This is a genomic window from Peptoniphilus hominis (ex Hitch et al. 2025) (genome assembly GCF_040096015.1).
In the GTDB taxonomy this organism is placed as follows: domain Bacteria; phylum Bacillota; class Clostridia; order Tissierellales; family Peptoniphilaceae; genus Peptoniphilus_A; species Peptoniphilus_A hominis.
Genome location: NZ_JBBMFO010000001.1, coordinates 42,406 through 68,595 on the forward strand (window position 1 = coordinate 42,406; position 26,190 = coordinate 68,595).

General features: G+C 32.2%; 19 protein-coding genes. 18 read left to right on the forward strand and 1 reads right to left on the reverse strand.

Features of this window, described 5'->3' with window-relative positions; all coding sequences use genetic code 11:
• Positions 1-108: 108 nt before the first annotated feature.
• The 18 genes from WMO19_RS00230 to WMO19_RS00315 all read left to right on the forward strand — a co-directional run bounded on the left by WMO19_RS00230 (position 109) and on the right by WMO19_RS00315 (position 24,616).
• On the forward strand, positions 109-1,590 hold the full coding sequence (locus WMO19_RS00230; protein WP_070610877.1) for an NEAT domain-containing protein: 1,482 nt from the start codon (positions 109-111) through the stop codon (positions 1,588-1,590).
• Entirely contained in the window at positions 1,571-2,533 is a 963-nt protein-coding gene (locus tag WMO19_RS00235; RefSeq protein ID WP_019124524.1) for a heme-binding Shp domain-containing protein, read from the forward strand. Before WMO19_RS00230 ends, WMO19_RS00235 begins: the two co-directional genes overlap by 20 nt.
• A complete protein-coding gene (isdE, locus tag WMO19_RS00240) occupies positions 2,526-3,446 on the forward strand; it encodes a heme ABC transporter substrate-binding protein IsdE (protein WP_349169697.1) in 921 nt (306 codons plus the stop codon). The genes WMO19_RS00235 and isdE overlap by 8 nt, the downstream gene beginning before the upstream one ends.
• Entirely contained in the window at positions 3,433-4,422 is a 990-nt protein-coding gene (locus tag WMO19_RS00245) for a FecCD family ABC transporter permease (RefSeq protein ID WP_349169699.1), read from the forward strand. The genes isdE and WMO19_RS00245 overlap by 14 nt, the downstream gene beginning before the upstream one ends.
• Positions 4,412-5,173: an ABC transporter ATP-binding protein gene (locus WMO19_RS00250; RefSeq protein WP_270675267.1), complete on the forward strand. Its 762-nt coding sequence runs from the start codon at positions 4,412-4,414 to the stop codon at positions 5,171-5,173. Before WMO19_RS00245 ends, WMO19_RS00250 begins: the two co-directional genes overlap by 11 nt.
• 9 nt (positions 5,174-5,182) lie before the next feature.
• The gene (locus WMO19_RS00255; protein WP_349169701.1) at positions 5,183-5,686 is read left to right on the forward strand and encodes a flavodoxin family protein; all 504 of its coding nucleotides are present in this window, start codon (positions 5,183-5,185) and stop codon (positions 5,684-5,686) included.
• A gap of 262 nt (positions 5,687-5,948) precedes the next feature.
• Positions 5,949-8,585 (forward strand): NEAT domain-containing protein, encoded by a 2,637-nt coding sequence (locus tag WMO19_RS00260; protein WP_288167334.1) that lies wholly within the window; start codon positions 5,949-5,951, stop codon positions 8,583-8,585.
• A 14-nt stretch (positions 8,586-8,599) separates the two neighbouring features.
• Entirely contained in the window at positions 8,600-9,247 is a 648-nt protein-coding gene (locus tag WMO19_RS00265; protein WP_288167333.1) for an NEAT domain-containing protein, read from the forward strand.
• A 2-nt stretch (positions 9,248-9,249) separates the two neighbouring features.
• Complete coding sequence (locus WMO19_RS00270) at positions 9,250-12,648, forward strand: S-layer homology domain-containing protein (protein ID WP_349169703.1); 3,399 nt, start codon at positions 9,250-9,252, stop codon at positions 12,646-12,648.
• 50 nt (positions 12,649-12,698) lie between these two features.
• Positions 12,699-13,571: a copper amine oxidase N-terminal domain-containing protein gene (locus WMO19_RS00275; protein ID WP_349169705.1), complete on the forward strand. Its 873-nt coding sequence runs from the start codon at positions 12,699-12,701 to the stop codon at positions 13,569-13,571.
• A gap of 174 nt (positions 13,572-13,745) precedes the next feature.
• Positions 13,746-14,165 carry an IS200/IS605 family transposase gene (tnpA, locus tag WMO19_RS00280; RefSeq protein ID WP_349169707.1) on the forward strand — a complete coding sequence of 140 codons (420 nt, stop codon included), beginning with the start codon at positions 13,746-13,748 and terminating at the stop codon, positions 14,163-14,165.
• A 287-nt stretch (positions 14,166-14,452) separates the two neighbouring features.
• The gene (locus tag WMO19_RS00285) at positions 14,453-14,731 is read left to right on the forward strand and encodes an ArsR/SmtB family transcription factor (RefSeq protein WP_349169709.1); all 279 of its coding nucleotides are present in this window, start codon (positions 14,453-14,455) and stop codon (positions 14,729-14,731) included.
• Between the two features lie 32 nt (positions 14,732-14,763).
• Positions 14,764-17,700: a UvrD-helicase domain-containing protein gene (locus WMO19_RS00290; RefSeq protein ID WP_349169711.1), complete on the forward strand. Its 2,937-nt coding sequence runs from the start codon at positions 14,764-14,766 to the stop codon at positions 17,698-17,700.
• A gap of 9 nt (positions 17,701-17,709) precedes the next feature.
• Positions 17,710-19,053 (forward strand): butyryl-CoA:acetate CoA-transferase, encoded by a 1,344-nt coding sequence (locus WMO19_RS00295; protein WP_349169713.1) that lies wholly within the window; start codon positions 17,710-17,712, stop codon positions 19,051-19,053.
• A gap of 253 nt (positions 19,054-19,306) precedes the next feature.
• Positions 19,307-19,789, forward strand: coding sequence for a CarD family transcriptional regulator (locus tag WMO19_RS00300; RefSeq protein ID WP_019124512.1), 483 nt, complete (start codon positions 19,307-19,309; stop codon positions 19,787-19,789).
• A gap of 33 nt (positions 19,790-19,822) precedes the next feature.
• A complete protein-coding gene (locus WMO19_RS00305; RefSeq protein ID WP_349169716.1) occupies positions 19,823-20,914 on the forward strand; it encodes a PIN/TRAM domain-containing protein in 1,092 nt (363 codons plus the stop codon).
• A 182-nt stretch (positions 20,915-21,096) separates the two neighbouring features.
• Positions 21,097-22,170 carry a pyridoxal-phosphate-dependent aminotransferase family protein gene (locus tag WMO19_RS00310; RefSeq protein WP_349169718.1) on the forward strand — a complete coding sequence of 358 codons (1,074 nt, stop codon included), beginning with the start codon at positions 21,097-21,099 and terminating at the stop codon, positions 22,168-22,170.
• A 151-nt stretch (positions 22,171-22,321) separates the two neighbouring features.
• Positions 22,322-24,616 carry a stalk domain-containing protein gene (locus WMO19_RS00315; protein ID WP_349169720.1) on the forward strand — a complete coding sequence of 765 codons (2,295 nt, stop codon included), beginning with the start codon at positions 22,322-22,324 and terminating at the stop codon, positions 24,614-24,616.
• Positions 24,617-24,706: 90 nt separating this feature from the next.
• Here the strand turns inward: WMO19_RS00315 and murC are convergent, their stop codons facing one another.
• The gene (gene murC, locus WMO19_RS00320) at positions 24,707-26,089 is read right to left on the reverse strand and encodes a UDP-N-acetylmuramate--L-alanine ligase (protein ID WP_349169722.1); all 1,383 of its coding nucleotides are present in this window, start codon (positions 26,087-26,089) and stop codon (positions 24,707-24,709) included.
• Positions 26,090-26,190 lie beyond the last annotated feature (101 nt).

Below are 26,190 nucleotides of genomic sequence, written 5' to 3' on the forward strand. Positions count from 1 at the left end.
CGAGTAAACCGGAGTTAACAAAATTTTCATAATTCTTTTATAGCTTATTTAATTGATAAGTAATATCATTACCTAAGTAATATAAATTGATAACAAGGGGTCTTTATAATGAAAAATAAAAAAATTTACATATCTCTAGTATTTTTATTATCTTTATTATTCTTAACGAATTTTGTATTTGCGGATAATGAAAGCACACCAGAGAAAAAAGAAATAAAATTAGAAGATGGCTACTATGAAATTCCAATTAAGTTATGGCATTCCATCGAAGAAAAACCTAGTATGGGCAACAAAGCGCTTGTACAAAAAGCCGAGATTGAAGTGAAGGATGGAGAAGCAAACCTCTACATAGGATCTGACAAGATGGAATACTTATCAATAACAGCTTCTCTAATTAATATTTACTTCCAAAAGGAAGATGGAATTTATCACAGGGCAGAGGCAGCTTGCTATGACTTAGAAGTACCCAAGGAAAAAGATAAAAGACCAAGAGTCTTTAAGACATCCCTAGTTAATATGGATGAAATGACAAGGGTTTATGTAGATCCAAAAGTAGAACCTATGGGGGATGAACCAATAAGGGCAAGAATAAAACTTGACTATGGCGAGATTAAAAAAATAAATGAAAGCGATTCAATATTAATAAACAATTTTAAAGAAGGAGCAAATAAACCAGAATTTAATTCAAAGGAAGCTGGAGAAGTTCAAAATAAAAACATAATAGTAAACTATGATCCTGATACCTTTAATGAAGAATTTTCTTTTTATGGAAATAGATTATCAGGAAAGCAGGCAGAAGAATTCACAAAGTCCTTTGACAAATTAGATCAAGTAAATGTTTTTAAGATAGAGTTTTTAGGACCCCTAGATGAAATACAAGGCAATGAAGAAAGTATTCAAGCAAAAAGAAAAAAGATTTATGCAAACAAAGAATTTGATTTAAAATTACCTCTTTTAAAATTTAAAGGACAAGACAAGCTAAGTCTTTATGAAGTAAATAATGGAGAAAAAAAGAAGATAGATTTCAAAGTCAATGGAGATCACATTGAATTTAAAACAAAAGATTCAGCAATTTTTATAGTGGTGAAAGCTGCTGGATCAGGTATGCAAGTAAATGAAAGCATAGATAATAATAAATCACCGACATTAAGCAATATAAGTACAAGCAATAGTAGTTCAAAGGAAGAAAGAGCAAAGGCCTTTATGACGACAGTTAAAAAGCCACAGGCACAAAAAATATCAAGCTCTTCAGATTCCTCATCCCCTATGCCAGTAGAAGGACCACAAGTTAGTTCAACAACACTAAACACAAGTCCACCTTCTATAGGCTCACAACAAAGTAAAATTTCAAGTCAAGAAAACAAGGGACCATCCTTCAATCAAAATAAAGATGCAGAGATTGGAGCAGAAGGACAAGAAATTGAAGAAAAAGAATCAAAGGGCATTATTATTTTAATACTCCTAATATTTATAGGATTAAATTCAATGGCCTTTGTTGTAATTAGAAAAAATTTTCAAGAAGTAAAAGAAATGAAGGATGAAATAATATTTTTAGGAGGGCTTAAAGATAATGAAAAAAATAATAAATAACTTATGTATCTTGGCTCTCATTTTTACAAGTCTAATAAATGTTACCTATGCCTATTCACAAGAAATAGCAAAGGCGACGCCCTACTATATCCATCCGGTTACAGGAGTCATAGAAGACCCTGGTAACAATCCAGGAATAGGACAGGGTATGACAGAAAATGTACTATGTCCACAAGCCTTAGTAGAAACAACAGATGACGGAAGAATATTTTTGTCAGTTCGCTATAACCTAGCCAACTACATAAAAAATGAAAGTTTCGCAGTCCAAAATTATGGCGACAATAGTTTCTATTCTGTAACAGCAGAAGTTACAGGAAAGACTGAAGAAACACGAGATTACAGATTTGAGATACCAAGCAAAAATGTAATAGTAAGGGCAACTTTTTTTGTTGGACCTATGGGAAGAGATGTAATTTTTTACTACACAATATCAGATTTAGTTAAAGGTAACACAGATTTTGCAAGCCTTCAAAAAAGCTCATCAAACCCTTCTAGCAATCAAGCGCCAACAGAGGAAGCTCCACAGGTAGATGCAAACATTCCTAAATCTAGCACAAACTTAAACATGCCTAACCTAAGCAACTTAAAACCACTAGACAATGATGAACAAGTTGGAGAAGTTTTACAAGCTCCTAACCAGGGAGAAATAATTGAACAAAAACCAGTTAACTCAAAATTTTCTGCTGGAGACTTAGGTTATGACCATGGACTTTTAACAAAGGATTCTCCAATAATTAAAAAATTATATTATTCAGATGACCAAGATGAAAAAGAAACAACTAAGACAAAATTAGGCAAAATAACTTTGGCTTTTATTTATGGCTTAATAGGACTTCTCGTAATATTGACAGGAGGATTTATCATACTAGCCCTCCTATCATATAACTACAAGAAAAAAATAGAAGATGAATTAGAAGAAAAAAGGAGAAACATCTATGAATAGAATAAAAAAGATTCTAGCCATACTTCTATCAAGTCTATTATTAACGTCTTGCGTGAGTCAAAAATCTGGCAAGAAAGAAAATAATGGCGAACTGAGAATAGCAGCAACATCAATGGCAACAGTTTATATAATGGAAAAATTAAACATTGACCTAGTTGCAGTGCCAGACTCAGAAATAGATCCAATGCCAGAAAGATATAAGGATGTTCCTAAAGTTGGGATGGCAATGACACCAGACATTGAAAAATTAAAACAAATAAATCCAGACTATGTTTTTTCACCAGTGTCCTTAATTTCAGACCTACTTCCAAAGTACAAGGCAGCAGACCTTGACTATGGATTTTTGAACCTAAACAACACAGATGGAATGTATAAGTCAATAGAGGATCTTGGAAAATTACTTAATAGAAAAAAAGAAGCCAAAGACTTAATTGATGATTACAAAAAATTCATAGACGACTATAGAGAAAAACACAAGGACAAAAAAGCACCTAGAGTATTAATCTTAATGGGTTTGCCAGGGTCCTATGTAGTAGCAACAGAAAACTCCTATGCAGGAAGCCTTGTAAAACTTGCAGGTGCAGAAAATGTATATGAAGGGACAGACCAACAATTTATAACAATAAACACTGAAGATATGTTAAAGAAAGATCCTGACATAATTCTTAGAACAGCCCATGCCCTACCAGATCAAGTAATGGCAATGTTTAAAAAAGACTTTGCAGAAAATGACATTTGGAAACACTTTAGGGCAGTTAAGGAAGGCAAGGTTTACGATCTTGACTACAAAAAATTTGGCATGAGTGCGAAATTTAACTACAAGGAAGCCTTAAATGACTTAGACAAACTCTTCTATGGAAAAGACTCAAATGAAGTAGGAAATATAGGTGATAAGACAAATGAAGAAAAATAAAATCATTCTAGTTTACACCATATCAATCCTAGTCCTAATAGGACTCATCCTCTATTCAGCAAAAACAGGCTCCATAGAAATGACCTTTGGGAAATTAATAAGAGGCTTGTTCATAGAATATGATCCCGACGTAGCAACAATATATGACCTTAGGTTTCCAAGAATAATAATATCAATACTAGCTGGAGCAGCCCTAGCAACATCGGGGGTTCTCTTACAGGCAGTAATGCAAAACCCTCTAACAGATCCAGGCATAATAGGTATATCATCAGCGGCAAGCCTATCAGCAAGCCTTGTAATGATATTATTCCCAGGTCTATATGCCTTTAGCCCACTTTTTTCAGTAGTGGGAGGACTCCTTGCCTACCTCTTAATATATTCACTAGCCTGGAACGGAGGATCCAACCCAATAAAACTAATACTTGTAGGTGTAGCACTTAACATGACCCTAATGGGAGTAAATGAAGGAATAAAATCCATGATGGGGGGCAACCTCACAAACGTTCAATCAATTATAGAAGGTAATGTAGCTCAAAAAACGTGGGCAGATGTAAAAATAATGGCAACTTATGGAATCCCCTTCCTAATAATTTCACTCTTTACCATAAGGACAGCAAACTTACTTCAATTAGAAGACCAGACGGCAAAATCTTTGGGAGTTAATGTAAATAGAGATAGGTTTATCCTAGCTCTTATAGCAATAATATTGGCATCAATATCTACAGCTATAGTTGGAGTAATAGGTTTTTTAGGTCTAGTAGTACCACACATAGGAAGAATAATTCTTGGCTCAAACCACAAGAACCTAATACCCTACTCCATGATACTGGGAGCAATAATCCTCCTCTTATCAGACACCTTGGGGAGAGTAATAGCCTACCCTTACGAAATAAAACCATCAGTAGTAATGACAGTAGTGGGTGGAATATTCTTTATAGGCCTATTAAAAGTAGGAGGGAAAGATTATGGAAATTAATCACTTATTTTTCGCCTATGACAAGAATATGGTTATAAAAGACTTAAATCTAAAAATAGAAAAAAATAAGATCACAACCCTTCTAGGTGCCAATGGCTGCGGCAAGTCAACTCTTTTAAAACTAATAACAAGAGTGGAAAAACCAAAAATGGGTTTCATAAGTCTTGATGGCAAAAATATAAAAAATATAGAGAGAAAAGAATTTGCAAAAAAAGTTGCCATAGTCAGACAAAAAAATCAAATAGCAGGCGATATTAAAGTTGAAGAACTTGTTGCCTATGGAAGAAATCCCTATGTAGGCTTTATGCAGAAGCCAAGTCAAGAGGACAAAAATAAAATAAAGGAAGCAATAGAAGTTTGTGGCTTAGAAGAAATAAGAAAAGAGAGAGTAAACTCCCTATCAGGCGGACAAGTCCAAAGGGCGTGGATAGCCATGGCAATAGCACAAGATAGCGAGATACTTCTCCTGGACGAACCCACAACCTACTTAGATATCAAATACCAAATAGAAATTTTGAAACTAATAAGAAATTTGAATAAAAATCTAGGCAAGACAATAATTATGGTTCTTCACGACATCAACCAGTCCCTAGAATATTCAGACACCATAGTTGGAATGATGAAGGGAAAAATCGAATTTCAAGGAAAGGCAAGCCAAGTCTTAACAGAAGATAAGATAAGCAAGATCTACGACACAAAACTAAAAATAATAGATATAGAAAATAAAAAATATGTATTTGCAGAAGATTAAGGAGGAAAAGTGAAAGGACTAATAATTTATTCATCAAAGACAGGAAACACAAAGAGAATGGCAGAAAAAATTTATGAAGTCTTAAAAGATGAACACCAGATGACTATAAAAGACATAAGAGATGCACCTGAAGTAGAAAAATTTGACTTTATACTTTTGGGAGCTTGGATCGATAGAGGAAGCCTAGAGCCAAAGGCACTAAAAGTCCTAAAGACCATCAAAAATAAAAAGCTTGGATTATTTGCAACACTTGGAGCAATGCCAGACTCAGAACATGGAAGGAAGGTGATAAAAAACTTAGAGAATCTTTTAATAGACAGGGACTCCTTGGGACAATACATATGCCCAGGTCTAGTAGACCCCAAGATGATAGAAAAATTAAAAGGAATAAAAGGAGTGATAGTACCAAAGAAGATTAAAGAAAAAATGATAGACACAAGCCTTGCATCAAGAAAGGCAACGGAAGAAGAACTAGAAGCAGCAGCAGACTACTTCTTTGAAAAAATTAATTAATTTATAAAAATTAGTGGGTGTATGGGTGGGATTAGGAAAGTACGTTTATAACTTTTTAAAGAACTAGATACTAGTAAAAAAATAAAAATCTCATAAAATTTCAATAAAACAAATAGATGAAAAATGTTTTAATGATAGAGTAAAGAAGATTTTTAAGTAAAAAGATAAAAAAAGAAGGTGGTTAAAAAATTTGAGGACTAAATAAGCTGACGAGTAAGAATGTAGGCATTTGTATTTTTAATGGTAAGAGAGAGGAGCTGAAATGAAAAAAATTAAAAGTTTCATATTTTTTAGCTTATTAATCTTTATATTAACTGGTCAGACTTTTGCAAAAGCAAAGCTTGACTACAGGAATTTGCCAGATGGCGAATATAGTGTAAAGATTGAAGTTAGGAAGAATGGAAAAACATCATTATCTATGATGGATGGAGCTGTGGAAAAGCCAGCAAGTATTGTAGTTGAAAATGGTAGTTATTTTCTCAAGTTTAAAATGTTACCTTTAACGCTTGATGAATATGGGGCAACAGGATATTTAGGAGATATATATTATTTAAATTCTAATGATATTTTTGCTAAAGTTAATGTGCTAGATTATTATGATTATGAAGATGAACTATCTCAAAAGTATAAATTGAAATATCCAAAAAATATTATGTATCCTATTGATAAGACTAAACTTGAAAATATTCAAGAAACAAAAGTTAGAGTATTTGTTCCAGTAATGGAAGAATTCGGTGAAGAAGGAGAAGAAATGGGGACTCAATATGCAAGACCAACTATATATTGGGACACTCTTCAAGAAAAAGATTCAAACGAATTTGTAAATATCAATTTAGCGGATACAAAATTTGCACAACCAAAACTAAGGAAGATAGTTGACCAAGTTGGAAAAGTTGTTGAATACCAAGGGAAAAAATACTTGTATATTAACTTCTTCAATTTAAAACTTGATAGCAGTGGCTATGATGATGGTACAAAGACTTTGGGATATTCCTACGGAGAAGACCAAACACGTTATAGCTTACAAAGTAAGGTAATAGAAGAAGGAAAAATTGGTGGCAAATACCAACTATCAGAAGCCTATATTCCAATAGATGGGGCTGAAGAAATTTATCTTTATGGTAAATTCCAAACAACAAAGTACAAACAAGAAAGATATGAGCAATCTGCTAAAATTAATTTAAGCCTATTGACACCAGTAAAATCCGATTCAGATGACTTAAAACTTGAATTTGTAAAACAAGATGATGTAAGCGTAAAGAAAAATAAGTCTAATAAACTTCCTTATGATTTCAATATCGGAGGAGTCTTATATTCACCTTACACATCAATAGATGGAAACAAGTTTAGGTTAACAAGAGATGGTGAAAATGTAAGGTTCATATTTAAGAAAAACTCATTCCTTACAAGTAGTATAAGAAATATTAAATATACTCTCGATGGAAGTGAACCTAATGAAACTTCCTTTGATGCAGACTTAAGTTTTTACAATCAAAGTAAGTTTCATGAAGACTCTTATTATAATGTTGAGATTGATCCCCTTAATATGACAAATATATCTTCTATGGGTGGAAATGTAACTTTAAAGGTAAAAGCCTTTGATAAAAATGGTATAGGTGTAGGCAATACCCAAACTTATGTTATACCTTACGACAAGGAAACTATATCAGAAGTTAAGGGAGATACTATGCCAGGTCTAGGATGTCCTATGATTTTAAGCACGGGTAAAAAAGCTGCATTACCAAAGGATTCAATGATATATGCAGAGGAATTATCAGACTACAATATGCAGGATGAATTAAACTATCTTGCAGAAGAAGAGGGGATTTATAATCCAAGCCTTGTAAAGCTAAGCCTATATGATGGCAATAAGCCTTTAGAATTAAATTATAATGGTTCATGGAATGCCAATGTATGCCCTCTTGCCACAGTAAAGTTAAAGGGAAATAATTTAGGAAATTATTTCGCTTATGAATATAAGAATGGTAAGCTAATTCCATTGGCATCAATGGCAAGTTCAAGGGAACTTATATTTAATATTTCAAGTAACCAAGGATATTATGTTATTGGACAAGTTGATAAAAATAATATCAAGAAAATGGCAATAAATCTCTTGTCTAATAAGATCAAAGAAGCAGAAGCTTATTTAAACAGCGGAGAAGTAAACCTATACTCACTTATCTTAGAAGGAGATATAGAAAAGGCGAAAAATGACCTTGAAAAATTTAAAACTTCTTATATCTGTCTAAGTGGAGTTGAAAAGATTGAAAGAACTATGAACTTAGCAAAATCTTCTGGAGATGAATCCCCAGAATTTTATAAGGAAAAGGCTAAGGTATTAGTCCAAGTAGTAAATGAAATATTAAATAAAAATATTTTAAATAAGTCTAGTGAAAATGAATTACAAGGGACAAGAGATGGTATTCAATATGCTATTAGTAATAATGACCTTAATAGGTTAAGGGATTCTATAAAAAATCTCGATAAGGCCTTAAATAATCTTTCATATAAGGGTAAGGGACAAGCTGTAAATATAAATATACTAAAGGAAAACTCTGATCAAAGATCTATGGCAAGTAATGTTTTTGAAAATCAAGGAAAATTGTTACAAATAGATGGGAAATATTATTTGGAACTTGGGTTAAAAACAATGTACTTTGGGAATATTAGAGCCCACTTACTTGATCTTGAAGTATTTGAAAATGGTCTAGGTACAAGGGTATTAAATCTTACTCCAATATCAAAGTTTTCAGATACAGGACTCCAAGGAGTAGAATTTTACAATAAAAAAATTCTTCTTGAATTAGGAAGTAGACCAAGTAGTGAATATTATATAAGAGTTAAAAATGATGCAATGGGAAATGCAAGACCTGTTGCTAGATTAACAATAAATTATTAAAAGGAGATAATAAAATGAAAAAAATTTCAAAAAATTTAGTAGTTGCGGGCTTAGGCCTTGCAATAATAACAAGTGGTTCTGTTTTTGCAGAAGGTGGCAAGGCATTAAGTGATAATAATAGTTTATTTAGTGGAAATCTTATAAAAGAAGCTTCATTAGGAGATAACTATTTAGATTATAAAAATCTTCCACAAGGTGAATATAATGTTGAAATGAAAATCATGAACTCTGATCCAGACAAGAAAGATAAGCCATCTATGATGAATAGAGGAGTTGTTAGTAGTAAAGTTGAAGTGGATTCAAATGGACAATATTGGCTTCATATAACTATGACAAAGATTAAGAGAACAATAATACAAAAAGGAAAAAAACATACACTCGAAGGATATATGGAAGACCTTAAATATTTTGATAAAAACCAAGAACTAAAAGATGCAGAAGTATTGTCATGGCAAAAAGATCTAAGAGATTTACAAGATCCTGAATCAGGGCTAGTTAATTATCCAAAAGAAGTAAGGTTTAAAATTGATAAACCTATTAATAAAATTCAAAGTATTAATATAAAAGTTCATGCTAGTGTTATGGAAAAAATTATGAAAGGAATGGGGACACAAGATGCAATTTCAACAATAAATTGGGATAAGCTTAGTGTTATTAAATAAATATGAGAAAATTTAAAAATATTTTTATACTAGTTCTTGTATCAGTTCTTTTGATAACATCTGTCCCTGTATTTGCAGAGGAAGCTACTGATGATATAAAGCAAGACATCAAACAATATTTACAAATAGTTGATCAAATAGATCCAAACCTGAATCCAACATACCTAAACATAATAAAGGAAGGAATAAAATCCGCATCGAAAAATTATGAAGAGGAAAGTGATGAAGAGAAATTAGATGATATAAGGAGTGCTGTACGCACTAACATATTGAACTATTTATTTTATAGGATTTCTATGTTAAGAGGAACTGAAGTCTTTGATGAGGCAAATGATAAGAGAACAATAGAAGATAAGGAATTATATGATTTAGTTTCAGAATTTAAAAAAGGAGACAAGCCATATAAGGATACAAAGGAAATATTTGATCTTATTCAAGGGTTAATAAGAGAACAAGCAGCTCTAATGGATAGAAATTCTTCAAAATTAAATCTTTCAGCTAATGAAATAAATCTAAAAACAAGGGAGTTTTATGAAAAAACTAATAAAATAGTTGAATTAATAAAAAAGGCTAATGCGACTACAAATAGGAGTACAGTTGTTCCTTTTGATAAGTTAGAAGAAAATAAGACTTATCTTGCAAATATTATGTCATATCATACTGTAAGAGATCAAAAATCTATGTCGGATGCGGCAATTGGGGAAATTGCAAAATTAATAAAAAAATCTGATGGGAAAATATATATTCAGATTGAAATGAATCCAATTGCTATAAGTATGTATGATGCTTGGTTTTCAGGTTATCTCTTAGAGTTGAGACACATAAAAGATTTTGATAAAAGAGCTAAGGATAAAGAAAATTTTGAAAAAGCTAACTGTTTAAAATATTATGATTACACAGATGAATTATGTGAAAAATATGGAAAAGATATGAAGTATCCAAAGATTTTGGAGTTTCCGTATGAAACAAAAAATTATAAGAGATATTGGGGAAAAAGATATCCAAATTTAGCAGAAAATAAATTTAAAAACACAATTCCAGCACAAGTAGAAGTCTTTGTGCCTATTATGCAAGAGTTTACAGATGTAGCAGACATTAGTAATTATACTGGTGATCCAGACGATATCAATGCCGCTTATAAATTTGATTTTGAGCAAGATGATAGAGACGGAATGGGTAGTCAGTATGCTATTCTAAATATTTTTTCTGATTCAATAGAAGAATATAAAGAGGGAGATAAAGCGACTGTAGAAACTACTTTAACTAAGGCAAAAGCAATTAACGAAACTAATAATAACAAGGAAGCATATAAAGACTTGCAAAAAATAATTAGTGAAGTTGAATCTAATTTAGATAGACTTATATTTACAAAAGATGATGAGAATGATTACATTTCAAAGCTTAATGCAGCTATGTCTAAGTGCAATAAGACAAGTGAGGAAAACTTAGAAGTACCTATAAAATTATGGCATGGATATCAAAACAAACCATCAATGGGTAATGGTGCTTTAGTTCAAAAGGCAAAAATTACAGAAGAAAATGGTAAGACTTATATGACTATAAAATTCAAAGCCCTAAGAAAAAAAATAAATGGACTTGATCTTATAGGTCATCTTGAAAAGTTATGGATCTATGAAAATAATAATTTTGATTCTAATGCTAAAGAAGTTACTGATGTTACAAAGGTAAAAGAAATAGGCTTAGATGGGACTGTAAAGGAATATCCTTCCTTATTAAAATTTGAAATTGATCCTGAACTTGCGACAAAGGACGGAGAAATTTGCGTTAAAGTTTTTGTAGATGCAATGGAATTCATTGGTAAAGGAATGGGGACTCAAAATGCTAAAATATTAGTTAATGGGTCCCAAGCAAAAGCTTGGACCGGATGGGGAGATGAAGATCAACCTACACCTACACCGACACCAACACCTACACCTAATGTGCCAAGTAGGGAAGATGTTGTAGATGCTTTGAAAAGATATGCCAACTTAGGCGGACCTCAATACACTTATCAAAGCAACATGATGTATGTTAACGCATATAATTCTTTAATGAGTTTATTGACTAAACCTAATGCTACGGACATGCAAGTAAAATTTGCCATTGATAATTTAAAAGCTGCTGCGGCAGGACTTACATTAGATACAAGTAAGCCAAATAATTCTGGCAACAACCAAGGTTGGGGCAATAACAACCAAGGTTGGGGCAATAACAACCAAGGTTGGGGCAACAATAACCAAGGTTGGGGCAACAACAACTCTGGCTGGGGTAACAACAATCAAGGCTGGGGTAACAACAACCAAGGTTGGGGCAACAATAACCAAGGCTTGGGCAACAATAACAAAAACAACCAAAATAACGGCCCAGTTACAGTTCAATATGAAGTTCCAGTAGAAGTTCTTCATGCTCATCAAAGTGGTTACTCAATGGCAAATGCGGCTATTAATCACACTGCTAGAGTAGAAGAAAGGGATGGAAAATTCAGATACAGTGTTAATTTCCATGCTATCCAAAGAGATTTCGGCGGCAAAACTTTGACAGGCAACTTAACAAATCTGTTTATCATTGATGGCAGCAAGTACAGAGCGGATCAATCAGGCAACACTTGGTCATGGACCATGAACGGCAAATATGACAGAGTAAACGTTGCGGTTTGGGTAGATGCTATGGATGAAATAGCAGGCAAAGGTCCGGGAGGAGGAGAGCAGAATGCAATCCTATCCTTTAACTGGAACAATGCAAGAGAAGTAGGAAGAGTTGGTGGAAATAACAACAACCAAAACCAACAAAATCAAAATCAACAAAACCAACAAAAGCAACAAAATCAAAATCAACAAGCTGTTCAAAATAATAATACAAACAACTTTACAGACACAAGCGGACACTGGGCTAAGACTGCTATTGACTATGTTGTAAGCAAGGGATACTTCGCAGGCCTAAGTAATACAGAATTTGGTCCTAACAAGTCTATAACAAGAGGACAATTTGTAAGTGTTCTTGGAAGGATGTTAAATGTCAATGTAAATGACTACAAGGATCAAAACTTTAAAGATGTTAAGTCAGGAATGTACTACAGTCCATACATCACATGGGCAAATAAAGTTGGAATAGCATCAGGAGTAGGACAAGGAAACTTTGCACCTGATAAAGAACTAACTAGAGAAGAAATGGCTGTGATGATGACTAAATTCTTAAAGGTTTCAGGCAAGAATCTTAATGCAAAGGGCAAGACTAATGCCTTCAAAGATGAAGATAAGATTCAAGGCTGGGCTAAGGATTCTGTAAAGGAAATGGCAAGACTTGGAATAGTAAGTGGTATGGGCGATGGTAACTTTGCTCCTAAGTCATCATTTACTAGAGCACAAGTTGCACAAGTCTTATACAATATAGATCACAATTAATTATTTAAACAGGGGGCAGTCTTTGATTGTCCCCATATAAGAGGTGTAAAATGAAAAAAATATTTTTATCAATAATTTTAGTTTTGGTTTTAATACCAACATTTAGTTTTGCAGCTACTAAGTATGAAGTGCCTGTTAAACTTGAAAAGTTTGGCGAACCAGGTAAAGAATCCATGGGAAACCCATCACTTAGACCTACAGCTGAAGTTGTAGAAAAAGATGGTAAGTTTGCATACAAAATATATGCAAAGAAGATGGAATTTATGAATATGGAAGGAGAACTTACAAATTTATTTATCTATGAAGGTGACAAGGATTCTAGCAGAGTGGAAACGAAACAAAGTCCTTTATCAGGAGAGTACAACAAAGTACATGAATTTGTAAGGACTAGCCCAAAAGAAGATCAAATTCTTGTTGCAGTTTGGGTTGATGCTATGGATGCTATTGCTGGTGGTGGAAAGGGTTCAGGAGAACAAAAGGCTTACCTAAAATTTGACTGGGCTAATGCTAAGACCATGGAAGCTAAGGATTCTAAACTTGCAAGCAAGAAGGATGTAAAGACTGAAAAGTCTTCCCCTAACTCTGAGATAAAAATTCTTGTTTCAGATAAGGAAATAAAACCAGAGACTCCCGCTTACATTGAAAATGGTAGGACAATGGTTCCCCTAAGGTTTATCTCTGAAGCTCTAGGCGAAAAAGTTGATTGGAAGGCTGATACAAAAACTGTTCTCATTGGAGACAATAAGGCAAGCCTTGTAATTGGAGAAAAAGAAATTGAAGCTAATGGAAAGAAAATTGCAATTGATTCTCCAGCAGTTATTAAGGACTCAAGGACTTTTGTACCCCTAAGAGCAATTTCTGAAATATTAGGATCTAAAGTAGATTGGGATTCTTCAACAAGAACTGTAAAGATAAGCAAATAATTTTTATAGATCTCCCATAATAATTATTATTATGGGAGTTTTTTGTAATTAGAATCCCCCCAGTTGGACCGGGGGTTCAATTTAGTTTTAGCGATGAAAAACAAATAAAAAAATACCTCCGTGTTAAAATAAATTTGTGGTTTACCAAAACACAAATTAACAGGAAGTATTTTTATGAATTTAAATCATACGCATAGTTTATCACACACAAAATGGAATTGTAAATATCATATAGTATTTGCAGCAAAATACAGAAGAAAAGTATTTTACGGAAGTAAAAGATTAGAGATAGGAGCAATTTTAAGAGAACTATGCAGTTGGAAAGAAGTTAATATAATAGAAGCAGAAGTATTTCCAGATTATGTGCACATGTTACTAGAGATTCCTCCAAAATTGAGCATATCAAGTTTTATGGGATTTTTAAAAGGGAAAAGTAGCATAATGATATATGAAAAATGTGGAAGTCTAAAATACAAATATAGAGGAAGACAATTCTGGTGTAGAGGATATTATGTAGACACAGCAGGCAAGAATACAAAAGCAATAAAAGAATATATACAAAATCAACTTAAAGAAGATGAATTAAGTGGTTAAATAACAATGGATAACACAGACCCCTTCAGGGGTAAGCAAGTAAAAATTGCGAGTGGTAAACCACAGGCGCCCTTGAGGCGCAGCTAGCAATAAAGGTCCTTTGGACCGCATAAGCAAAACCACCGGCTACGACGGTGGATTTTTATTTAGTGTTTTTTAAATCTACACTATTTCACTGTATGAAAATTATTTAAAAGCATTGACAAATGGTGGATTATTAAATATTATAATCTAAGAATATGAAATTTTTCATCAATTTAAATTAAATAATTTTTTGGAGGTTTGAAGTGAAAAATAAAAATAATAATTTAGAAAAGACAGCTGAAGTTTTAAAAGTAATGGCGCATCCCGTTAGGCTTAAAATTATTAAAAATTTAATTGACAATGGTCCATGCAATGTTGGATCCTTACAAGAGAAATTTAATATTCCTCAACCAACTGTTTCATCTCATCTTGGTAAGTTAAAGAGAGCTGGAGTTCTAAATAGCGACAGAAATGGAACTGAAATTTATTATAAAGTTGATAGTAAGTTCATATTGTCTCTTGCAGAAGCCATATTTAATTAATCCCCTTAGTGGGATTTTTTTATGGAGTTTTTATGAAGTTAAATAAAGTCCAACTTGAAGCTGTGACATCCATTGATAAAGATGTCACTTTAATGGCAGGAGCAGGTACGGGAAAAACTAGAGTCCTAACCAGTAGATTTATAAATATAGTTAAAAATAATCATGATCCAAAGGAAATTTTGGCTATAACTTTTACAAAAAAAGCTGCAGAGGAAATGCTTGGAAGAATTTCTAAGGAGCTTGTGGAAGAGAATATTGATTTTGAAGAAAAAGATTTAAATATTATGACTATTCACTCCTTTGCCCTTGAAATAGTGAGGAATTATTCTTATTTAATTGGAATAAATCCAAATTTTACTATTTTAGATGATGGCAAGGCAAAAGAGATGCTAGAAAATGCTGTCAAAGTATCTTTAAATAATATTACAAGTAAAGAATTTCAAAAATATTTAATTGACTTTAAGACTAACCCCTTTGAGGAGAGAAAAGTATTTAGAGATTTATACTTAGATTTTCGAAATAAAGATTTAGATTTTTCAGATATTTTAAGTAGGAGCCTAAATTTTAATAAGACAAGCAAAAGTTCCAAGGAATTATTTTTACTCTTAGATGATTTTAGGAAAGTTAGCGGAAATAAGTTTAAAAAATTTTACGATGACAACATTGATGAAATTAAAAATACTGAAAATCTTGATCTTGAAATCTTAAACTCAATAGAAGATAATCTTGGTTCCGCAAGTAAGTATGAGAATAAAATTAAAAATATTGTAGATTTGATTCATGAATTAAAGAAAAATTTTGAGATAAAAAATAAGGAATATTATGAAATAATTATTGAAATTTTAAAAGAAATTGATAAAAATTATTCAAGGGAAAAGAGGGACATTAAGGCTCTAGATTACGACGACATTATTTCTTACACTCATTTAATATTAAGCGATGAAAGATTTAAGAAAAATCTTAAAGACAGGTATTCATACATATTGGTTGACGAATATCAAGACACAAATGAAATTCAAAATGAAATTATAAATACCTTTGTTGATTCAAATTTATTTATAGTTGGGGACCCAAAACAGTCCATTTATGCCTTTAGGGGAACTGACTTAAAGAGTTATTATAGTTTTTCTGACAAAATAAAAAATCGGGGCATTTCCCTTGTCATGAATAAAAATTATAGAAGTGATGGAAAAATTATTAATTTCATTAATTCCACCTTTGAAAACCTAATTGAGTCCTACGAGGAAATGGACTTTGATTTTGAAAGTGGCGGCGATGTCTATCAATATGACACCGAAGATAATAATGAAATTGCCGACTTAGTTTTAGACCTATTAAAAAAATTCGATGAAAAGGAAATTGCCATCTTATCTAGGAGCAATGCACAAATTAATGAAATAAGCAGAATCTTATCTCTTAGAAATATCTCTTTTAATAAGGGCGAGAGAAGCTTAGAGGAAATTGAAGTTTTAAAGGTGACGAAAAATATTCTCTCTAGCATTTATAGTCCAGAGGATTTTCTAAATACACTTTCTATTTTTAATTCACCAATTTTAAATTTCAATTTTAAAGATTTAGTTAAAATTTTAAACTTAGGCATTGATAAGACTTCAGCCCTTCTAGATTTAAAGTGTGACGATGAAAATATAAATAGTTTTATAAAATTCCTTAATAAATTAAAGGAAAAATCAAAAGTTCTTCTTTTTGATGAAATGATAGAGGAAATTATGAAGTATTTTTATGATTTAAAGACTCTAAAGAAAATTGATTGGGAATATCTATATAAATTTAAAGAAATTGCAAGAGATTATTTAGAAGAAAAACAAGAAGATTACAGGTCTTTTGAAAAATACCTTTTAACTTTGAGCTTTGATGATTTAGAAGAGGGAATAAATCTCTTAACTATACACAAGTCCAAGGGTTTAGAATTTGATGCAGTTATAATCTCACATATGGACAGGGGCAAAAAATTAGGTCAAGTGAGAAAAATTATAGTTGATAGAGAGCTTGGACTTGCCCTTAAATCTGATTTTTCTGACTACAGGTATAGAACTATTAATGAGAAACTAAGAGCTGTAGATAGGGAAGAGGAGAAGAGAGTTTTATATGTTGCCATGACAAGGGCAAAAAAGGAACTCATCCTCTTTGGGAATGTAAAAAAATACAAAAGTGATTCCTATTTTGATTTATTAGATAGGGACATAAAAATTAAAGATTATGAATTTTCTAGGGAGATAAAAGAAGATATACCAAAGAAAAAATACCCTTACCTTGATCTAGACTTAAATTTCGAAAATAGAATTAGAGAATATTACACTGTCACTGATTTTTTAAATTTCAAGAGAAGCCCTATAGATTTCTATAAAAAATATTTTTTGGGAATTGATGACTACACCTTAGGACAGGGCAAGCAGCAAGTTATGGATCCAAAAACTCTTGGAAGCATAGTTCATTTATTTGCACAGATTCACAGCAACAAAGATGCAAATAAAAATAATATAGATGAATACTTAAAGGAAATTTTTGAATATTACGAAGAAGAAATTGACGAGGACAAGTTAAATATTGCCAGAGAACTTTCACTAAACTACCTTGAAATGGAAGAGGAAAATATAATTGATAAGGAATTATTATTTTATTACGACCTGGAGGGATATTTAGTTAAGGGTTTTATTGACCAGGTGATAAAAATTGATGGAGACTATTATATAGTTGATTTAAAAACTAGCGACATGGACCTAGACTATATAAAGTCTTCTTACGAGAATCAATTAGTACTTTATTCAGCAATTTATGAAAAATTATATAAAGTTAAAGTAAAAGCTGCATATATTTTTGACTTAAGGGGTAAAAACAAAATAGATATTGAGATTAATGAGGAAAAAAGTAAACTTGTAATGGAAGAATTTTTAAACTACATTAAATTTATTAGATCTCATACTAATTATAAGGATTATTTAAAATTTTAAGGAGGAAATATGGATTATTCTAAAGAGTATCAAAAAAAATTAATTTCAGCTAAAGAAGCGGCAGCAATGGTAAGAGACAATATGTGGATTGACTATGCCTGGGCTGGTAGTACACCTGTTGCCTTTGACAAGGCTCTAGCAAATAGACTTGATGAATTAAACGAAATTTATTTAAGAGGTGGCGTACTTCTTTGGGAACCAGAAGTATTTAAGAAAGACCCTGAAGGACAAAAAGTTGTATGGAATTCTTGGCACGCAGGTGGACCTGATAGAGGTAGAATTAACAAAACGCCAGGTGGTTTCTATGCACCGCTTAGGTATTCAGAACTTCCTAGATGGTATAGGGAAAATTGTAAAGTTGATATAGCTTTAATTGTTACTCCTCCAATGGATAAACACGGAAACTTCAACTTTGGACTTAATGCATCTCACCTAAGGGCAGTTACAGAAGTTGCTGATAAAGTAATTATTGAAATAAACGAAAATATGCCAACTTGCCTTGGCGGTTTTGAACACGAAATAAATATTAAAGATGTTGACTATATTATCGAAGGAGAAAATCCTGAAATAGCAGCTCTTCCTAAGGGAAGCTTTGGCGAAGTTGACAAGAAAGTTGCTGAACTAATTGTAGAAGAAATTCCTAATGGCGCAACTCTTCAACTTGGAATTGGTGGAATGCCAAATGCAGTTGGATCTCTTATTGCTGATTCTGACTTAAAGGACCTTGGAGTTCACACAGAAATGTATGTAGATGCCTTTGTTGATATGGCTAAAAAGGGTAAAATCACTGGAGCAAAGAAAAATATTGACAGATTTAGACAAGTTTATGGCTTTGCTGCAGGCTCAAAGGATATGTATGAATATCTAAACTTTAATGCAGATGCAATGGCTGCACCAGTATCTTATACTAATGATGCTCGTATAATCTCACAAATAGATAATTTTGTTTCAATTAACAATGCCGTTAATATAGATTTATTTGGACAAGTTTCATCTGAATCTTCTGGAGCTCGTCACATCTCTGGAGCAGGCGGACAACTTGACTTTGTACTTGGAGCTTATTTATCTAAGGGTGGTAAATCCTTTATCTGTCTATCTTCTAAATTTATGAACAAGAAGACTGGCAAGGAAGAATCAAGAATTGTTCCAAATTTCGAAACTTTCTCAGCAATTACAGCTGCAAGACCAAACACACACTGGCTTGTAACTGAATATGGAAAGTTCAACTGCAAGGGTATGTCAACTTGGCAAAGAGCAGAAGGAATAATTAATCTTGCTGCACCAGAATTTAGAGAAGATCTAATTAAAGAAGCAGAAAAGATGAACATTTGGAGAAGAACTAACAAGAGATAATTTGAATTGAATAAAAAATTTGCCCTCTAACTTTATTGTTAGAGGGTTTTAATTAATTTACAACAAAAATTTCACATAAAACTTTATTATTTATCACAATAGAATTTTATACTTTACTAAAGAATTAAAAATAATAAAAATAAAAATTAATAAAAAATCTTTGCATAAAACAATAAACTATGGTATATTAAAATGTTTTTACTTTTTATAAATTCTCTGCTATACTAATAATAGGGATAATAGGAGGTAAAATATGTTTAATATTGGCGATAAAATTGTATATCCTATGCACGGAGCAGGCGAAATTGTTGCAATAGAAGAGAGAGAAATCCTCGGTAATGTGCACAAGTACTACATAATGAGATTACCTATAAATGAACTTAAGGTTATGGTGCCTGTTAAAAATGCTGAAGAAGTTGGAGTTAGAAAAATTTCTGACACAAAGACTATGGAAAATGTCCTAGAAACACTTTCTTCAGACAAAGAAATAACTATGCCAAAAAATTGGAATAGAAGATATAGATTTAATTTAGAAAAAATAAAATCTGGCGATTTAACAGAAATTGCCGACGTGGTAAAATGTCTGGAAAATTTAGACAGACAAAAATCTCTTTCAACGGGAGAGAGAAAAATATTGACAGAAGCAAGACAAATCATCGTTTCAGAGATGGCTCTTGTTTTTGATAAAAAAGTGGAAGAAGTTTCAAAATTAGTTGATCATGCCATTTTTGGTTAAGGAGGGATTTTTATTAGCAGGAACCGAAAAATTGTGTCCAAAATTTTTAAGGTGCTATTCACTTTAATAGGAGCACTATTCGGTATTTTCATCGTGTCTCTTTTATCAGACATGAAATTTGTAAAAGGTATTGGAAGCCAAAAAGTTGTGACAGTTGTTGCTGTCATTATTGTACTTTTATTTGCACTTATATTTTTTATACTTTCACCAAAGGTCTTTAAGGCCTTGGAAGATCTTTTGGCTATTTGGGAGAGAGAAATCCAAACAAAATCTTTTACAGAGGTAGTACTGGGCGCAGTGGGACTTATTCTTGGTCTCATAATAGCATTTTTAATTTCACAACCTATTTACAAGATTCCAATTCCCTATGTGGGTTCTGTAATTTCAATTTTACTCTATGGAATGCTGGGATACTTAGGTTTAAATATTGGAATGTCAAACAAGGACACTATTTCAGAAAAAGTTAGAGATTTATCTTCCTTGGCAGCAAAGAGAACAGCTAAGCCAAAGGAAAATATTAAAACTCGTGAAGGCATTCCAAAGGTCTTAGATACTTCTGTTATTATTGACGGAAGAATACTTGATATTGCAAAGATTGGATTTATTGAGGGACCTCTTGTAGTTCCAGTTTTTGTATTAGAAGAACTTCAACACATTGCAGACTCTGCCGATGCTCTAAAGAGAAACAGGGGCAGGCGTGGACTTGACACTGTTGCAGAAATTCAAGAATTAAAAAATGTTGAAGTTATAATCTACAAGGGAAAAATCGAAGAAATTTCTGAAGTTGATTCAAAACTTTTAAAACTTGCCAGCGACTTAGGTGGCAAAATCGTCACAAATGACTACAACTTAAATAAAGTTGCTAAGGTTCAAAACCTAACAGTTTTAAATGTCAATGAACTTGCAAATGCAGTTAAGCCACTTTATCTGCCAGGCGAAGAGATGAAAATTCTAATCGTAAAGGAAGGCAAGGAACAAAATCAAGGGCTTGGTTATCTTGACGATGGCACAATGATTGTCGTTGAAAATGGAAAGGACCTAATTGGCGAAAGCGTCAATGTAATTGTTACAAGTGCTCTTCAAACTTCAGCAGGAAAAATGATTTTTGCAAAACTAAAATATTAATTTTAAGAACTCTGTCTTTGGCAGAGTTTTTTTATTGATTGAATAAATATAATACTAATTTAACCAGTAAAATCATTAAAGCGATTGTAAACAAAATAATTATTTGCAAGCTTACAAAGATTTTTTATTTGACTATATAAAAATTTTGTATTATTATTTTAGCATAGATAGGGGGAATAATAATGAAACTATTTTTACCCGGTCCTGTGTCAGTTCGCAGTGAAGTTTTAAAACAATTTGAAAAACCTGTAATAGGACACAGAACTAAGGACGCATCAGAAATTCAAAAGTCAATTATAATAAATATGCAAAAAGTTTTTGGAACTAAAGAATATATTTTAATATCAACATCTTCAGGCACTGGACTAATGGAAGGAGCTATTAAGTCTTGTACAAAGAAGAGGGCATTGATTTGTTCTTTAGGTTCCTTTGGTGAACTTTGGCAAAGACTTGGTCTTGAAAATGGAATTGAGACAGACATTTTAAAGGCTGAGCCAGGTGAAGCTACTGAGGCAAATAAATTGGAAGATCTTTTAAAGAAAAAGGACTATGATTTTGTGGGTATCACTCACAACGAAACATCATCTGGTATTTTAAATAGCCTTTCTGAACTTAAAGCAGTAATTGAAAAGTATCCAGACATTATTTGGGCTCTTGATACAGTAAGTTCAGCTGGCGGAACTCCCATTGATCAAGATAAGTATGGCATAGATATTGCTATTACATCTTCACAAAAGTGTTTGGGCCTTGTGCCTGGTCTTAGCTTTGCATCTTTTTCAGAGAAGGCTGTTCAAAAGGCAAAGACAGTAGAAAATAGAGGTCACTATTTAGACCTTCTACTTCTTTATAATTATTCCAAGGAACATGACTACCAATACCCATCAACTCCTGCCATTTCAAATATGGTTGCAGCAGAGTATCAACTGGACTATATAATAAATGATGAGGGCCTTGAAAATAGGTTTAAGAGGCACTCAGAGATGTCAAAATATTTTAAAGAATGGGCAAATAAAAATTTTGAAGTTTTTGGAGACGAAAAATATTTATCACCAACAATTACTTGTGTTAAAAATACAAAAAATTTAGACTTCAAAAAGTTAAATCAAGAATTTCTTGATAGAGGCATGGTAATCTCCAATGGTTATGGACCTATGGCTGATAAAACTTTTAGAGTTGGCCACATGGGCGACACATCTTTAGATGACATGAAGGAGTTTACTAAAGCTTTCGATGAAATTTTAAAAAAGTTAATATAATATTATAAAATATCTTGCTTAAGGCAGGATATTTTTTTGTATAAATTTAATAAAAATCGCATTTATAATTAAGTTTTTGTTACAAATGCAAAAATTCTTTGAGAAAATACTTTTATTCCTTTATACTTTTTATGTAAGCGAGGTTGATGAAATGAATAAAAAAAGAATTAGTCTTGTAATGCTTTTATTTTTAATGACTATTTCAACTAATGTATTTGCAGCAAATAAATTATTATTTCAGGAGCCCATTGCTCCAGGTGTTGTAAGGTACAAGTATGAAGTCTCTAGAGATAAAAAGAATGCACAGACAAATGTAGTTACAGTTGATTTAAATAATCCCTATATAAAAATTAATACAGTTGCAGGCGGAGGAACTTATACTAATAAGGCAACTGTGTCTCAAATGGCTGACAGAACTAATGCCGTTGCTCTTGTAAATGGAGATTTCTTTACTATGCAACTCCAAGGTGTGCCACTAGGTGCATCTATAATTGATGGAGATATGAAGTCATCTCCTGCAGTTTTGACAGACATTTGGTCCTTTGGCATTGATGAAAATAACACTGCCTTTATTGACAGCACAAAATTTGTGGGAAGTGTAACAGCTCCCAATGGAAAATCTTACCCAATTGATGGACTAAACAAGACCTTTTACTGGTACCAACCATCTAAGGAATATTCTCACGAATCAAAAATTCAAATGTATAACTCCTTCTGGTCTTCAAAGTCTAGGGGAGATAAAACAGCTGGCGAAGTTCTTTTATCAGAAGACAATGTAGTTGAGCAAATTGTCTATAGAAAAAATATTGACATGAAAATTCCAGAAGGAAAGAAAATTTTACAAGTAAGCGGTGGATCTGAAAGATTTATGCGTGAAAATGTAAAAGTTGGAGATAAACTTCAAATTAATACTAATATTGAGCCCAATAGAAATTGGAAAATGATGATTGGCGGTCACGCACTTCTTGTAGAAAATGGTGCTATAAAAAAATACACTAAAGATGTCAATTCAATTGGCGGAGTGAGAGCCAGAACTGCTGTGGGCATAAGCCAAGATGGAAAAACTGTCTACATTGTTTCTGCTGAAGGCAGAACTAATAGGTCTCCTGGCCTTTCACTAAATGAGTTGTCTCAGTTTATGTTGGACCTTGGTGCCTACAAGGCAATGAATTTAGATGGTGGTGGTTCAACTGCCATGGCAGTTAGAAATTTGGGAGACTTAAAGAGAACAAGAGTTACTAATCCTGAAAGAAATGCTGGTGAAAGAAAAGTTGTCAATGGACTTGGAGTTTTCAACACAACTACTAATACTGGCATAATTTCTGATGTAAAATTTGAAAGTGATTTAAATACAATTGTAGGAGAACAATTAAATTTAAAATTAAAATCAGGCTGGGATGAATTTTTAAATCCAATTGATATCAAAGATAGAGCTTATACAGTGACTGATAATTCTAACGGAGCAAATATTTTAAATGGCTTATCCTATCTTTCTTTGACACCAGGCAAATATAATTTATCTGTGATTACTGATAAGGGCGAAAATATTAATAAAGAAATTAATGTTGCAGACCTTTCTGCCTACACTAAATTTAATATTGATACAAAAAATAAAATTATCAAAAGGGGAATGACTTTAAGCCTTGACACAAGGGGCGAATACAATGGAAGAAAAGTAAAAATTTCTCCTAGAGTAATAAATTATTCCTTTGAAGACATGACAGCAAGTGTGGATCCAAATACTTTTAATATTAATATTCAAGACTATGGAAGAAATCCAAAAATAATTGCAAAGCTTGGCGACAAGACTTCGACTCTATCACTTTATGATGAAAATACAAAGCTCATTAAGATGAAAATTAACGATGTAAATTACAGCATAAATGGCGAAGCAAAGAAAATGGATGCTAAACCTTTTATTAAGAATGATAGAACTTTAGTGCCACTAAGATTTATCGTGGAAGCCATTGGTGGAGAAGTAAATTGGGATAATGACAATAGACTTGTCACTGTAAATAGCAAGGGAAAAACTATTGAAATTCCAATTGACTCAAAAACTATAAAGATCGATGGAAAAGATGTAAATATTGATCAAGCTGCCATAATTAAGGGCGACAGGACTTTCGTTCCAATTAGATTTATTGCAGAAAATTTGGACATGGTTGTTAATTATATTAATGATACTCGTGAAATTGAAATTTCATCTTTTGAAGATAAAAAAATAGAGAACAATGCTGACTTGACACAAGCCCTTGAAGAAAATAATGCAGCAACTAACAATTCACAAAAGGGACAAAATAATACAAAGAATACAAACAATTCACAAAATGCCAATGCTAATGACAATAAAAATAAGAATGCAAATAATTCTAAGGCTGCAAAAAATGCTGGCAATGTAAATACAACAAATAATGCAAAAGAAAATACTACAAATTTATTTAATTAATCTAATTAAGAAGAGGTCTCCTGAGGGAGATCTTTTTTTTGCAATAAAATAGGAACTCCCTTTTGAGAAGTTCCATAAATATTAATAAAATTATTTTTCTAAAATCATTTCTCCAATTTTATAGACATCGCCAGCACCCATTGTTACAACTACATCATCTTTTTTAATATTTTCTTTGATGAACTTTACAATATCTTCAAAGCCTGAAATATAAAAGGCATTGTCTCTGTGATCTGAAATAGCATCTCTCAAAGTTTTGGAGTGAATGTCGCCATAATCTTTTTCGCGAGCTGAATAAATATCTGTGATTATTATTACATCAGACTCGTCAAAGGAGTTAGCAAAGGCATCTAATAGAAGTTTTGTCCTTGTGTAGGTGTGAGGTTGAAAAATTGTGTAGAGTTTTCCCTTGCAGGCATTTTTAATTGCGTGAATGGATGACTTTATTTCTGTTGGGTGATGAGCATAGTCGTCCATAATCTTTGTGCCCTTGTAGTAGCCCTTTTCTTCAAGTCTTCTTTCCACACCCTTATAGTTTTTAAGTCCAATAATTGCATCTTCAAGAGGAATATTATTTACATAGGTTGCAGCAATGGCAGCAAGTGAATTTAAAACATTGTGTCTGCCAAGTACAGAAAGCTCAACATGACATATTTTCTTGCCCTTTAAATATAAATCATAAGTTGGAAAACCATCTTCTGAAAAATCTATATTTTTTGCCCTTAAATCTGCATCATTTTTTATTCCAAAAGTAAAGACCTTGCAGTTATCAATTGGAAATAGAGTTTCAACATTTTCGTCGTCAACATTTAAAATAACATAATCATCTGCGTGAAGATTATCTACATAGCCCTTAAAAGTTCTTATTATGTGGTCAATGTTGTCAAAATAATCTAAGTGGTCTTCGTCAATATTTAAAATAATTTCTGTAGTAGGGAAGTACTTTAAAATATTTGCCTTGTACTCGCAAGCTTCAGTTAAAAATAAATTTTCGTCGCCAATTTTAATGTTGCCGTCAATGTCTTTTAATTGGCCGCCAAGCATAATTGTTGGATTTAAATCTAGGTCTTTAATAATTTCAGTTATCATGGAAGTTGTAGTTGTCTTTCCGTGAGTTCCTGAAACTGCAATTGAATTTTTATAATTTTTCATAATTGCGCCTAAAAAAGTTGCCCTATCAACTAAGTCAATTTTTTCTTTAACTGCTGCCATGTACTCTTCATTGTCAAAGGAAATTGCATCAGTAAAAATTACAAGATCCATGTTTTCTATATGTTCTTTTTTGTGTTCATAGTAAATTGTGGCACCATTTTTTTCTAGCTTTTCTGTGTTTATAGAAGGCATTCTGTCACTTCCATAAACCTTATAGCCCTTATGGAGCATGAGCTCAGCAAGGGCAGACATGCTAATGCCACCAATTCCTATAAAAAATATATTTTTATACTTACTATCATCTATATTAATTTCAAACAATTTACTTCCTCCAATTCTTTTTAATTATAACACAAATTTTTACAAAGAAAGAAATAATAAGCCTGTAATTAAATAAATTATATAAAAAAATTTAATTAATT